The organism is Limosilactobacillus oris, from assembly GCF_025311495.1.
Classification (GTDB): domain Bacteria; phylum Bacillota; class Bacilli; order Lactobacillales; family Lactobacillaceae; genus Limosilactobacillus; species Limosilactobacillus oris_A.
Map to the genome: position 1 here is coordinate 638302 of NZ_CP104398.1, position 12524 is coordinate 650825.

General features: G+C 51.7%; 12 protein-coding genes. 3 read left to right on the forward strand and 9 right to left on the reverse strand.

Translation table 11 applies throughout. The features are described from left to right. Positions 1 to 18: 18 nt before the first annotated feature. Genes N4599_RS03405 through N4599_RS03420 form a run of 4 tightly spaced genes read right to left on the reverse strand, consistent with a single transcriptional unit; the run spans position 19 to position 3594 of the window. A complete protein-coding gene (locus N4599_RS03405) occupies positions 19 to 1047 on the reverse strand; it encodes an L-threonylcarbamoyladenylate synthase (protein WP_191363371.1) in 1029 nt (342 codons plus the stop codon). A 5-nt stretch (positions 1048 to 1052) separates the two neighbouring features. Then, on the reverse strand, positions 1053 to 1922 hold the full coding sequence (gene prmC, locus N4599_RS03410; protein ID WP_062814177.1) for a peptide chain release factor N(5)-glutamine methyltransferase: 870 nt from the start codon (positions 1920 to 1922) through the stop codon (positions 1053 to 1055). After that, entirely contained in the window at positions 1915 to 3003 is a 1089-nt protein-coding gene (gene prfA, locus N4599_RS03415) for a peptide chain release factor 1 (RefSeq protein WP_003715907.1), read from the reverse strand. The genes prmC and prfA overlap by 8 nt, the downstream gene beginning before the upstream one ends. A 3-nt stretch (positions 3004 to 3006) precedes the next feature. Next, a complete protein-coding gene (locus N4599_RS03420) occupies positions 3007 to 3594 on the reverse strand; it encodes a thymidine kinase (RefSeq protein WP_003712862.1) in 588 nt (195 codons plus the stop codon). 172 nt (positions 3595 to 3766) lie between these two features. Between N4599_RS03420 and N4599_RS03425 the strand changes: the two genes are divergently transcribed. Then, entirely contained in the window at positions 3767 to 5104 is a 1338-nt protein-coding gene (locus N4599_RS03425) for a Mur ligase family protein (RefSeq protein ID WP_260901990.1), read from the forward strand. Next, positions 5104 to 5811: a type 1 glutamine amidotransferase gene (locus N4599_RS03430; protein ID WP_003712820.1), complete on the forward strand. Its 708-nt coding sequence runs from the start codon at positions 5104 to 5106 to the stop codon at positions 5809 to 5811. The genes N4599_RS03425 and N4599_RS03430 overlap by 1 nt, the downstream gene beginning before the upstream one ends. A 52-nt stretch (positions 5812 to 5863) precedes the next feature. Here N4599_RS03430 and N4599_RS03435 read toward each other — a convergent pair whose 3' ends face one another. The 5 genes from N4599_RS03435 to N4599_RS03455 all read right to left on the reverse strand — a co-directional run bounded on the left by N4599_RS03435 (position 5864) and on the right by N4599_RS03455 (position 11728). Beyond that, entirely contained in the window at positions 5864 to 6325 is a 462-nt protein-coding gene (locus N4599_RS03435; protein ID WP_007123531.1) for an arginine repressor, read from the reverse strand. Between the two features lie 143 nt (positions 6326 to 6468). Beyond that, positions 6469 to 7491 (reverse strand): serine hydrolase domain-containing protein, encoded by a 1023-nt coding sequence (locus tag N4599_RS03440; RefSeq protein WP_260901993.1) that lies wholly within the window; start codon positions 7489 to 7491, stop codon positions 6469 to 6471. 205 nt (positions 7492 to 7696) lie between these two features. Then, a complete protein-coding gene (locus N4599_RS03445) occupies positions 7697 to 9532 on the reverse strand; it encodes an ABC transporter ATP-binding protein (RefSeq protein WP_260901996.1) in 1836 nt (611 codons plus the stop codon). Next, positions 9498 to 11258, reverse strand: coding sequence for an ABC transporter ATP-binding protein (locus N4599_RS03450; protein ID WP_260901998.1), 1761 nt, complete (start codon positions 11256 to 11258; stop codon positions 9498 to 9500). The genes N4599_RS03445 and N4599_RS03450 overlap by 35 nt, the downstream gene beginning before the upstream one ends. Beyond that, positions 11255 to 11728, reverse strand: coding sequence for a MarR family winged helix-turn-helix transcriptional regulator (locus N4599_RS03455; RefSeq protein ID WP_260901999.1), 474 nt, complete (start codon positions 11726 to 11728; stop codon positions 11255 to 11257). The genes N4599_RS03450 and N4599_RS03455 overlap by 4 nt, the downstream gene beginning before the upstream one ends. 217 nt (positions 11729 to 11945) lie before the next feature. Here N4599_RS03455 and N4599_RS03460 point away from each other — a divergent pair, with 217 nt between their 5' ends. Continuing rightward, positions 11946 to 12479, forward strand: a complete 534-nt coding sequence (locus N4599_RS03460; RefSeq protein WP_191363378.1) for a hypothetical protein — start codon at positions 11946 to 11948, stop codon at positions 12477 to 12479. Positions 12480 to 12524 lie beyond the last annotated feature (45 nt).

Sequence of the window (12524 nt, forward strand, 5' to 3'; positions counted from 1 at the left end):
TTTTCGTTTCTTTGCTCATTATTTTACTTGCGCCGGGTCAAAGTGAACCCCACCGGCCGACTTATTGAGCCGGTTCATGTAGGCCCGGCCCAGGTTCTTCGCGGTAAAGGCCTCTGTGACGATTGCCTTGACATTCGGCTGGTCATCAAACCCCCGCAAGCCGTCAAACAGGCGGGCACTGGCGTCTTCAACACCGGTTCCCAACGAGAACTGGACGGCATTCATCGGCAGGGTCAGTTGCTGAAGAATTCGTTCCTCAGCCATCACCCCAACGTCAAACGGCTGTTGGGCCACCCACTTGGCAACTTGAGCCCAGTCGGTCCCCTCGTCAACAATGTAAACCTGTGCGCTCGGGGCGTAGTGCTTGTACTTCATTCCGGGAGCTTTCGGCGTTTCATTTTTGCCAACTTTGTGGTGGTTGAGGTCGATTGACCCGATTACTCCTTCGATGTCCTGCTTGGTAACGGCACCCGGCCGTAAAATTACCGGGGTCGCAGTGGACATATCCAAGACCGTCGATTCTACCCCAACCCGGGTCGGTCCATCATCCAAGATTCCAGTGATCTTACCATTCAAATCATGGTAGACATGCTGGGCGGTCGTCGGGCTCGGTTTGCCCGAAGTATTAGCTGACGGGCCCACAATCGGGACACCTGCTTTGCCAATCAGGTCGAGCGTCGGCTGGTTATCCGGGAAGCGGAAGGCGACCGTAGACAATCCGCCGGTCACCGTCTTGGAGAGTGCGCCCTTCTTGATTTTCAGAATAATCGTCAAGGAACCGGGCCAAAACGCGGCCATCAGTTTGCGGGCGTTGGCCGGAATTTCTGCCGCGTACTTTTCCACCATCGCCACCGAATTTACGTGGACAATCAGCGGGTTGTCGCTTGGCCGTCCCTTAGCCAGGTAAACATTCTTTACCGCTGGCTCGTTCGTGGCGTCAGCACCTAAGCCGTAAACCGTCTCCGTCGGAAAGGCTACCAGCTCCCCCCGCTGAATGGCGGCAGCGGCTTCGTCAATTTGGTTTAGCTGATAAATCTTGGTATTCATTCTTACTAATTTCCTCCTGTGCCAGAAAAATCCCATGCGTGTATCATCCTCATTTTACCGGCCACATCATGGCGTACTGCCAGCTGGGCCTGTTGATCGCACTGCTTCAACAGTGCTTGAATACTCTTTTCTTGGTCATAACCTGTCTCACCAAAGAGCTGCCCGCCCGGCCGCAGGTAGTTGCCAGCAAGCTCAAAGAGCCGGCGGTAAAAGCCTAAACCGTGTTCATCAGCAAAGAGGGCAATTGGCGGTTCGTGGTCCAGCACTGCCTGGTCCATCACCGCCGTGTCGGCAGGGTCAATGTAGGGCGGGTTAGTCACAATCAGGTCATAGCGCTGACCTGCCAAGTTCGCAAAGAGGTCGCTCTCCACCAGCGGCAACGACAACTGGTGCTGTCGAACATTTTCCCGGGCCACCGCCAGGGCTACCGATGAAATATCGCTCAACGTTACCGACCAGCGGGGGCGTTCCAAGGCAAGGGTAATCCCGATTACCCCGCTACCGGTCCCCAAATCTAGCACGCGTAGCTGACGGTCGGCGGGCTGGCTCGTGAGGACCCAGTCGACCAGTTCGGCCGTCTCTGCTTCCGGCACCAGAACAGCTGGTGTGACCTTGAATTGGCGCCCATAAAACGTTGTCTGCCCAACGATATACTGGGCCGGAACATGGTTGAGCAGCTGGCCAACTGCCGCCTGGAACCATTCGACCTCCGCAGCCGGCATTACGTCCCGGTTATGCAGTAACAAGTGGGTGGTGTCCCAGCCATGCCGCTGTTCTAGTAAAAACTGCGGTGCATGCGGGTCAACCTCACTCGCCGCCAGCTGTCTTGCTGCCCACCGCTGGGCGGCAAAGTATGTCCAGGGCTGGCTATTCATTCCGCAGCTGCTCCAGCTTTTCGGTCTGGTCTGCCACGATCAGGGCCTCGATAATTTCATCTAATTCCCCCGCCATGATCTTATCCAGCTTGTTGAGGGTCAGGCCAATCCGGTGGTCAGTTACCCGGTTTTGCGGGTAGTTATAAGTCCGGATCCGTTCGGAACGGTCCCCCGTCCCGATTGCGTTCTTCCGCTGTTCATCGTAAGCGCTCTGTTCCTTTTGCTGGTAGTAGTCATAGACCCGTGACTTCAAAATCCGCATCGCCTTGGCCCGGTTTTGCTGCTGGGACCGCTCGTCTTGCATGGCGACCACGATTCCAGTTGGCAAGTGGGTCATCCGGACCGCGGACGAGGTCTTGTTGACGTGCTGACCACCGGCACCACTAGAACGGTAAACATCGACCCGGATGTCCTTTGGATCAATATCCACATCCACGTCCTCAGCTTCTGGCATCACCCCGACGGTTGCAGTGGAGGTGTGAACCCGGCCGGCGGACTCAGTTACCGGCACCCGCTGGACCCGGTGCGCGCCGTTTTCAAACTTCAACTTGGAGTAGACATTATTCCCGGTAATCATCAGGGCGATTTCCTTAAAGCCGCCGACTTCGGTCTCGTTTTTATCGACCACTTCGACTTTCCAGCCCTGCTTTTCCGCGTAGTGAAGGTACATATTATAGAGGTCGGCCGCAAAGAGGCTGGCTTCGTCCCCACCGGCAGCTCCACGGATTTCCATGATGATGTTCTTATCATCATTCGGATCCTTAGGAATCAGCAGGACCTCCAGTTCCTTTTCCAATTGTTCTTGCCGGTCCTTGGATTCCGCCAATTCGTCCTTCGTCATCGCCGCCAGGTCCGGGTCGTCAGTCTCCCGCAGCATTTCCTCATCATCCTTGATGGTCTGGGTAACCTGCTTATATTCGTTATACTTTTCAACGGTTTCACGCAGGCTCCCCTCTTCCTTTGATAACTTCATGAAGCGTTGGGAATCCGCGATCACCTCTGGGTCGCTGATCAGTTCGTTTAGCTCGTCGTACCGGTCAGCAACTGCCTGGAGTTTATCGAAGATTTCTGAAATTTCCATTGGTTAATCCTCCTCTTTCTTCTCTAATACTGGGTGAAAGTAGTGCTTACGGCAGACCGGATAGTAGGACTCATTGCCGCCAATCTGGACCTGCTCACCCTCGTAGACTGGCTTGCCATCATGGATCCGCAGGTTCATCGTCGCCTTGTGCGGGCAGAACCAGCAAATCGTTTTCATTTCCTCAATCTTATCAGCGTAAATCAAGAGGTACTTGGAACCCTCAAAAAGCTCATTGCGGAAGTCATTCTTGAGGCCAAACGCCATCACGGGAATGTTGAGGTCATCCACAATCCTGATTAGCTGTAAGATATGCGCCTTTTTTAAGAACTGGGCTTCATCAATCAACACGCAATAAACGTGGTGGTCAATATTCTTAACATAATTATAAATATTAGTGTCATCCATGACCGGCTGCACCCGGCGTTTCAGGCCAATTCGGCTGGCGATAATCCCTTGCCCAGAGCGGTTATCGACCCCACTGGTCATCAATACTACCGGCTTGCCCTGTTCCTCATAGTTATGGGCAACCTTGAGGATGTCAATGGACTTCCCCGAATTCATTGCACCGTATTTGAAAAATAGCTGTGCCACGTCTACTTGCTCCTTTTTTCGCATAGTAATTTCATTATATCTGAAAGACCGGGGCTTTTAAATACTTCCCTCATCCCGTGCCCCATTCTAACTTAATCACTTTTATTTTTCGAACAATAAGGTTAAAATAAGGAATCATTATTTCCTTTGGGGGTAGAAAGGAGTTAATTTAATGTCTATTCGCAGTACAATTGCCGAAACGGTCGGCCGGTCCAGCTACTGGTTCCTGCACCGCTTTCGCAATGGAGGCAGTTCACTGCCTGGTCAACTAACTTTACTGATTGATCCACATATTCTAAACAGTTTTAGCAAACGCTACGACCTGATTATCGTTACCGGAACTAACGGCAAGACCCTCACCACAGCCTTAAGTACCCGGGTTCTGCGCACAAAGTATGAACAGGTTTTAACCAACCCGACCGGCTCTAACATGGAGCAGGGAATCGTTACGACCTTTATTACGGCCCCCCGCCCCCACCGAAAGGGGCTCGCAATCCTCGAGGTTGACGAGGCCAACGTGGTGAAGGTGACCCAGTTTATTAAACCGGTGGCCTTCGTCTTTACCAACATTTTTCGTGACCAGATGGACCGTTACGGTGAAACCTACACCACCTACGACAAAATCCTGGCGGGGGTACAGCGGGCACCCCAGGCGACCGTGATCATTAATGGTGACGAACAGCTCTTTCACAGCCGCGACTTGCCAAACCCAGTTGTCTACTACGGTTTTGCCCATGAACACCGGGATGCCTTTGATGCTCCGGCTAATACTGATGGACTACTCTGTCCAAAGTGTCAGCACATCCTCCGCTACCACCTGCGGACATACGCCGGTTTGGGGGACTACTTCTGTCCCCACTGTGGTTTTCACCGGCCACAATTAACCTACGCGGTAACCAAGCTTACTGAACTGACCCCCACTAGCTCAACCTTTGAAATTGACGGTCACGAGTACACCATCAACGTCGGTGGCCTTTATAACATTTATAACGCCCTTGCGGCCTATGCCGTCGGCCGGCAGTTTGGCGTCAGCCCCCAGCAAATCAAGGAAGCCTTTGAGCGTGGTGAACGGGTCTTTGGCCGCCAGGAAGTGATTGACATTGACGGCAAGGAGGTTAACTTGGTTTTGGTTAAGAACCCGGTGGGCCTCAACCAGGTTCTCAACATGATTGCTACCGACCACGAACCATTCAGCCTGGGCTTCCTCCTCAACGCGCACTACGCCGACGGAATCGACACCAGCTGGATTTGGGACGGCAATTTTGAGCAGTTCGCTCAGTCAGACGTCCGCCAGTACCTAACAGGTGGCGAACGGTACCGGGATATTAGTACCCGCCTGGAAATGGCCGGGGTGACTAAGCTCTGGGAAGAACCGAACCTGGAACAGGTGGTCCAGAAAATCAAGGAAATGCCGACAAAACGGGTTTACCTTCTGGCAACCTATACGGCGGTTCTCCAGCTACGAAAACTGTTAGCCGAGCAAAAGTATATCAAAGGAGGGATGGACTAATGGCAAAGTACCACTTACGTCTTGCCCACCTCTACGGCAACCTGCTGAATACGTACAGCGATGTGGGCAACATTATCGCCTTACGTTACTACGCCCAGCAGATGGACGCCGACATTGACGTCCAGGTCATCAGCATTGATGATCTCTTTGATCCTGACCACTTCGACCTCGCCCTGTTTGGTGGCGGCCAGGACTACGAGCAGGTCGTGGTTGCTAAAGACCTCCCCCAGAAACGGGCGGCAATCAAGAAGTTCATTGATGACAATAAGCCCCTCCTAGCAATCTGTGGTGGCTACCAACTGTTGGGCCACTATTACATCGGTGCCAATGGCGAAAAGATTCCCGGCTTGGGCTTACTGGACCACTACACGCTTAGCCAGGATCACCACCGTTTCATCGGTGATATCACCATAAAAAATGAGGAGAATGGACAAGAGTACCATGGCTTCGAGAACCATAACGGCCGGACCTTCCTTGGAGAGGGCGAGCGGCCGCTGGGCACCGTGGTCACTGGTAACGGCAATAACGGTGAGGACGGAACGGAAGGTGCGATCTATAAGGAAGTTTACTGTTCCTACTTTCACGGACCAATCCTGACCCGGAACGGTGAAATTGCCAAGCACCTCCTGCTGACGGCCCTGCAGAATAAGTACCCGGAAGCAGATTTGACAGCTGCCAAGTCCTTACAAATCAAACCAACATTTTAAAATGACAAGCGGCCTCGAGAGTGATTCTCGGGGCCGCTTTAATATTATTCACTTAACCATTCATATGGTCCATGATCAGCTGGTATACCTTCTGAGCGTCCTCCGGGGTCTTACTGATTAGAATCAGTGTATCGTTCCCTGCCAGGGTGCCGATTACCTCCGGCACGTCCAACTCGTCGAACATCCCGGCTAAAATAGTCGCATAACTCGAGTTCAGCTCCGTTTTGACCACGTTGATAAACTGAACCGTTTCAATCGTCCGCACGTTATTACGGATACCTAGATAAAGACGGTCATAGTTATGTGCCGGATCCTTTTGCAGTTGGACGTAGTAGGTATGACCATTGGCATCGCTGGACTTGACGATATTCAAGGTATGGATATCACGCGAAATCGTCGCCTGTGTGGTTTCAATTCCGGCGTCGGTAAGCAGCTGCAGCAGCTCATCCTGGGTTTCGATTTTTCTCTCATTAACTAACTGTGCAATAAAGCGACGGCGCTCTTTGCGGTCCATATCAGCTCCCCCTCCTTGGCTTGAGCTTTTTTATTCATGCTAAAGATAATTTATTAAATATGATAAACACTTCACTAATGCTTGTCAACGGCCAGCAGTTCCCGCTACCAGCTGCTTATGATTTTAACAGTGGTGAATAAAAATTAGGCCATTTGCATTTCCGCCAAGTAGCTTGCAAAGATGCGGTCCCGACGGTCAAGGTAGGCCTGGTTCTTCGCGGTAGGGTGCACCCGGTTGGTGAGGACGATCATTCCCTGGTCGGTCTGCCGATCCAGAATCAGCCAGGTTCCCGTAAAACCAGTATGGCTGATTAACAGGTGGCGGTCAGATGCACGCGAATGCAGCAGTTTCCAGCCAAAAGACCGACTGTGGGGGCCAGAAAGCGGCGTTTGATCACGGAAGAGGCAATCAACGGTCTTCGACGTCAGCAATCCCGCCAGGTTGGTTTCAATCAAGGCGCGGCTGAATCGTTCCAGGTCCGCCATGCTTGCAAACAGGCCCGCACAGCCACAGTGCGCGCCTAAAACAAAGGCCTTGGGATCGTGGACAGTCCCGCGAATTAGCCCCCGGCCGGGTTGAACTTCGGTAGGGACGCACCGGTCGATAGCCGGGTGGAAGGTCGCTCCAGCCAGCCTCAGCGGACGCAAGACCCGCTCCGTAATCACGTTTTGAACTGGCTGGCGGCAGACCGCCTCGATAATCCAACCGAGGTACAGAAAATTAACGTCAGCGTAGCGAATCTGGCGGTTAAACGAACTATCCACCCGTTGCTGACTAAGGAAGGCCCGTTTCAACTCCTGCGGACTCAGCTGGTCACGGTGCGGGATATAGCCGCTAATTCCGGAAGTATGGGTTAACAGGTGACGGATTGTTGGCCGGGCATCCCCAAATTCGGGCAGGTACTTCTGAACCGGGTCATCAATTCCAATTTTCCCCTCCTGGACCAGCATCATAATCACCGGCACTGTCCCTAGCACCTTAGTGAGGGAGGCGAGGTCATACTGCATGTCCGGTTTCAATATTTCGGGAACGGGCCGCGTCTGGGCGAACCCCCTGGTTTCCCGAATACTCTCTTGGCCCTGAAAAAGCAGGTAGTTGATTCCGGGAACAATCCCGTCATCAGCCAGTGCGTTCAGTTGGGCCACCGTTTTGGTAAAATGCTTCATAGTTATTCCCTTCTAAAATAGAGGCTAGGACTTTTCCCAGCCTCTTATCTGTTTTTTAAGTATAGTAATGTAACAGCGTTGTCGCTGGCCAGCAGTTCAAGTGCTGATGAGTCGGCACCCGCCCTGACATGCTAGCTGTGCGGCGATGGGAAGGAGACAGCAAACTAGGCAGGCCCGTTTTACTGTTCTCCCCATACTGCTTTTACTAAATATTATTACCAAGGAACTGACTATTGTAAAGGTCAGCATAAAAGCCGTTTTTGGTCATCAATTGGTCGTGGTTCCCGGTCTCAATGATGTGCCCGTGGTTTACCACCACAATCTGTTCGGCGTTGCGAATGGTCGACAGGCGGTGGGCAACCACAAAGCTCGTCCGATTCTTCTGCAAATCATTCATCGCCGTCTGGATCAGTGCTTCCGTCCGGGTATCGACCGAACTGGTGGCCTCATCCAAAATCAGGATTTCGGGGTTTGCAAGGAATGCTCGGGCAATTGTCAGCAGCTGCCGCTGGCCCTGTGAAATATTGGAGGCCGACTCGTTTAGCACGGTCTGGTAGCCATCCGGCAGCTCCCGAATAAAACTGTCGGCATAGGCCATCTTGGCAGCCCGATATACCTCTTCAGCGGTTGCATCCTCACGACCGTATTTGATGTTCTCAAAGATGGTGCCAGTAAACAGCCAGGTGTCTTGGAGGACCATCCCAATGTGCTTACGCAGGTCATCCCTGGTCATGGACCGGATGTCCCGGCCATCAAGGTAGATATGGCCCCCTTGGACCTCATAGAAGCGTTCCAGCAGGTTGATGATTGTCGTCTTCCCTGCTCCGGTCGGGCCGACGATCGCCACCATGTGGTTGGTCTGTGCCCGTAGGTTAAAGTCCTCAATCAGCGGCTCGTCGTTATAGGAGAAGCGGACGTCCTTAAATTCAATCTTGGGAACAGGCTGGCCGCTCAGTGGCTGGCTGGCAACCAGCTGGTTATCCATCTCCTCGGCGTCGAGTACCTCAAAGATTCGCTCCGCTGACGCCACGGTTTGCTGAATGGTACTGCTCAAGTTGGCAATTTGGGTAATCGGTTGTGAAAACTGGTTAGTATATTGCAGAAATGCCTGGACGTTACCAAGGGTAATCTGCCCGCGGATGACTGCCAGCGCCCCACCAACGGCCACGAGAAGATAGCCAAGGTTTCGAATAAAGTTCATCAAAGGAAAAATCAGGATGGAGAAGAACTGCGCCCGCCAGGCAGCCCGGTAGTAATCATGGTTCTTCTGGGCAAACTTTTCTTCCTCATCATGCTCCTTATTAAAGGTTCGGACGATTGTGTGCCCCGCATAGGTTTCCTCCACTTGTCCGTTAATCTTCCCTAAAGCTGCCTGCTGGCGGCTAAAGAGTCGTTGGGCGGTCGGGGCAACAAAGGCGACGACCACTAAGCTGAGCGGAATCATTACAAAGGCCACCAGGGTCAGCTGCCAGCTAATGGACAGCATTAAAATTAACACCCCGACAAAGGTAATGACACTTGTTAAGATCTGAATCAGGCTCTGTTGGAGGGTCCCGGCAATGTTATCCATATCGTTGACCATCCGGCTCATGATATCCCCATTGCTGTGGCTATCGTAAAATTTCACCGGTACCCGGCTGAGTTTCTGCTTGAGGTCCTGCCGTAGCTTGTAGACCACCCGCTGTGAAATTCGGGTCATGATAACCTGCTGGGCAAAGCTAAAGAGACCGGAAAAGACGTAGAGGAGGATTACAATAATCCCGATTTGCAAAATCCGGTGAAAGTCAATCGGCAAACTGGTTAAATGCTGCCCCATTCGCATCTCATGGTAACCCTTCATGACCCCGTTATAGATGACGGTCGTGGCTTCCCCTAAGATTTTCGGTGCAATAATCGACAGGATAACGGAGGTGATGGCGAGAATAATTGAGAGGACCACGCCGACTTTCCACGGGCGCAGGTAGACAATCAGACGCCGGGTCGTGGGCCAGAAATTTTTGGCCTTGCTAATCTTTTTGGGTCCGCGATGCACGTTCCTCATCCCCTTTCTGAATTTGCGATTCAACAATCTGCTGGTAAGTCTTATTTTCCGCCCGCAATTCATCGTGGGTGCCCTGACCGACGACCTCCCCTTCATCTAATACGAGGATCAGGTCGGCGTCGGCAACCGTCGAGACCCGCTGGGCAACGATTACCGTTACCGCCCGCTGAATCTGTGGATCATCGCGCAGTGCTAAGCGCAGTTTGGCGTCCGTTTTGAAATCCAGCGCGGAGAAGGAATCATCAAAGATGTAAATGGAAGCAGGCTTAATTAGCGTTCGGGCAATAGCGAGCCTTTGCCGCTGACCACCAGAAAAGTTGCTTCCGTCCTGTTCAACCGGTGTGTCCAGGCCTCCTGCTTCTTTGACAAAGTCCGCCGCCTGAGCGACTTCCAGGGCGTGCCACATCTGTTCATCAGTGGCTTTTTCGTTGCCGAACTGCAAGTTGGAACGAATCGTGCCTGAAAAGAGAACCGCCTTTTGCTGAGTGATTGAGATTGCGTTATGCAGGTCGTGTTGGCTTAACCGCTTAATTAGCTGGCCATCGACCTTAATCTTGCCGCTTTCAATGTCAAACAGTCGGGGAATCAGGTTAACCAGGGTTGACTTCCCGGAGCCAGTACCGCCAATAATCGCCAGGGTTTGCCCCGCCTTCACCCGAAAGTTCAAGTCGTGTAAGGCTAGCTTTTCGGCACCCTCATAGCGGAAGTCAACGTGGTCGAAGCTCAGACTTGCCGGTTGCCCAGCGGGAATTTGCACTTGCTGGTCGGCAGGAACGTCAGCAACTGAAATCGGTTCTTCAAGAACGGCGTTGACCCGTGCAGCCGATGCTGATGCCCGTGGAACAAAGACGAAGATCATCGAAAGCATCATAAAGCTGATCATAATTTGGGTTGCGTAGGTCAAAAAGGCAATCAGATTACCGACTTGCATGGTCATCCCCGCAATCAAGTGACTACCAAGCAAAATAATTCCAACGTTGGTCAGGCTGAGAATCAGGGTCATGACCGGGAAAAGGAAGGAGACCAGTGTAAATGCTTTGATTCCAGTCTGGGTGTAATCCTCGTTGGCCGCTTGGAAACGAGCCTGTTCCCGGTGCTCCTCGCGAAAGGCCCGGATGACCCGGACTCCAGTGAGCCCTTCTCGGAAGACCAGGTTAATCCGGTCGGTCTTCTTTTGAATACTCTTGAAGAGCGGCACTGCCAAGTACATTACCACCAGCACGACAACTGCCAAAATCGGTAGGCTGATTAAGAAGACCCGGGTCAACCGTGGTTCTCGGATATAGGCCAGGACACAGGCCGCCACCAGCATGATTGGCGATTGGAGCATCATTCGGAGGACCTGGACCATGACGTTTTGAATTTGAACAATATCGTTAGTGGAACGAGTTATCAGCGAGGAATCACCAAACTGGTTAATTTCCTTACTGGAGAAGCGTAAAATTCGGTGGAAGATTTGCTGGCGAAGTTTTTCACCCACCTGCATTGCCTGAGTAGCAGCAAAATAAACATTCCCTGCCGCGGCTGCAAGGCCGATTGCCGCGACCACTAACATATAAATGCCGTCTTTCCAAATATAGGCAAAGTTGCGTTGCATGATCCCCTTATCCACCAGTTCAGAGGTTACGGTCGGCAGGTAGAGATCACACGCTACTTGAATCAGCAGGAAAAGTACCGCTAAGGTGGTCGCCCAGCCGACGAGGTTCTTTCTTGCAATTTTAATCAATCTTTTTCACCATCCTTGCAGTGTTTCGGCATTAGTTCGCCATAGTGGGTTGTCATTTCACGATAAATTTTTTGCAAGACCTGGACAAAGGCCACCCGTTCCGTTGCCGAAACGTTTCGCAGGAGTTGTCGCTTGAACTCTTGCCGGGCCTGCAAGTTCTTTAGGTGCATTTGTTGCCCCTTTGCGGTTAGCTTTACGCGGACAATTCGACGGTCCTGCTGGTCACGCCACCGTTCAACGAGCTGGTCCTTTTCAAGCCGCTCAAGGACTTCGCTAATCGACCCCGGTTTGACACGGGCCAAGGTCGCGAGTTCCCGCTGCGAGACCCCCTCGTTATTAGCAAGCAGAAAAATCAGGCGTCCCTGTCCGCGAAAGGTGGCCTGTTTTGCAAGCTGGGTTTGCGCGATCTGGTGAAGTTCGCCAATGACGCAGTAAAGCTGCTTAAAGAATTGGTCATCCGTTATTTCCACGTCCATCCTCCTTATTAGTTTGGTACATAATCGTTAGGTACTTAACGATTATGTAGTTTACTCCCTTTGGCGAAAAAAGCAAGAATTTTAAAATAACGTGACTAAAATATTACATAATTGTTTCAAAAGTATTACAATATACGTGTAAAGAAATTATTAATTAACTATCAGTTCAAATTCTAAACAATAATAACTGAGAGAATTGGGGGTTGTAATCATGATTACAATGAAGAAAAAAATTATCAGTGGTTCATTAGTCGCTTTGATGGCATTGGGGTTAGCAGGTTGCGCTAATAATAGTGCTGCACCGAGTTCAAAGGTTAACCACCCCCAAACTACTAAACTTGCACAATCCTCCAGTAAAAAGGCAGCCAACTCCAGCAGCGCCAAGGCAGCCAGTGAGAATCGTGCCGTTCAGCCAAGCGTTGCTAGTGTAAGTTCACAGACTACCAGTAATAGTCAGGTAGCTAGTGTCAACACCAAAGCAAGCTATGCTGGACAGGCAGATGCGTACACTAATGATCCGGAATCAGACATTGTCAACCAGTTTATCAAGGCAAGCGGTGTGGACAACGCTCGGGGAACCCAGTACATGATCAGCCCAGCAAATGCGCAAGGCGAATACCAAGTAGAGGTGCGGGACAGTAATGGCGACCCAAACATCTCTCACCTTGACGGGATGTACAAGTTCAACCCAGCTACTAACCAGGTTCAAAAGGCCAACCGGGTTACCGGGGAATATGAGAAGTAAAGGAATTAGCGAAAGAAAACCGTGACGTACAATGCAAAATAAGCC

Excerpts from the sequence above, each read along its gene's own strand:
- N4599_RS03405 (WP_191363371.1), bottom strand. The coding sequence starts at position 1,047 with ATGAATACCAAGATTTATCAGCTAAACCAAATTGACGAAGCCGCTGCC.
- prmC (WP_062814177.1), bottom strand. The coding sequence starts at position 1,922 with ATGAATAGCCAGCCCTGGACATACTTTGCCGCCCAGCGGTGGGCAGCA.
- prfA (WP_003715907.1), bottom strand. The coding sequence starts at position 3,003 with ATGGAAATTTCAGAAATCTTCGATAAACTCCAGGCAGTTGCTGACCGG.
- N4599_RS03425 (WP_260901990.1), top strand. The coding sequence starts at position 3,767 with ATGTCTATTCGCAGTACAATTGCCGAAACGGTCGGCCGGTCCAGCTAC.
- N4599_RS03430 (WP_003712820.1), top strand. The coding sequence starts at position 5,104 with ATGGCAAAGTACCACTTACGTCTTGCCCACCTCTACGGCAACCTGCTG.
- N4599_RS03435 (WP_007123531.1), bottom strand. The coding sequence starts at position 6,325 with ATGGACCGCAAAGAGCGCCGTCGCTTTATTGCACAGTTAGTTAATGAG.
- N4599_RS03440 (WP_260901993.1), bottom strand. The coding sequence starts at position 7,491 with ATGAAGCATTTTACCAAAACGGTGGCCCAACTGAACGCACTGGCTGAT.
- N4599_RS03445 (WP_260901996.1), bottom strand. The coding sequence starts at position 9,532 with ATGAGGAACGTGCATCGCGGACCCAAAAAGATTAGCAAGGCCAAAAAT.
- N4599_RS03460 (WP_191363378.1), top strand. The coding sequence starts at position 11,946 with ATGATTACAATGAAGAAAAAAATTATCAGTGGTTCATTAGTCGCTTTG.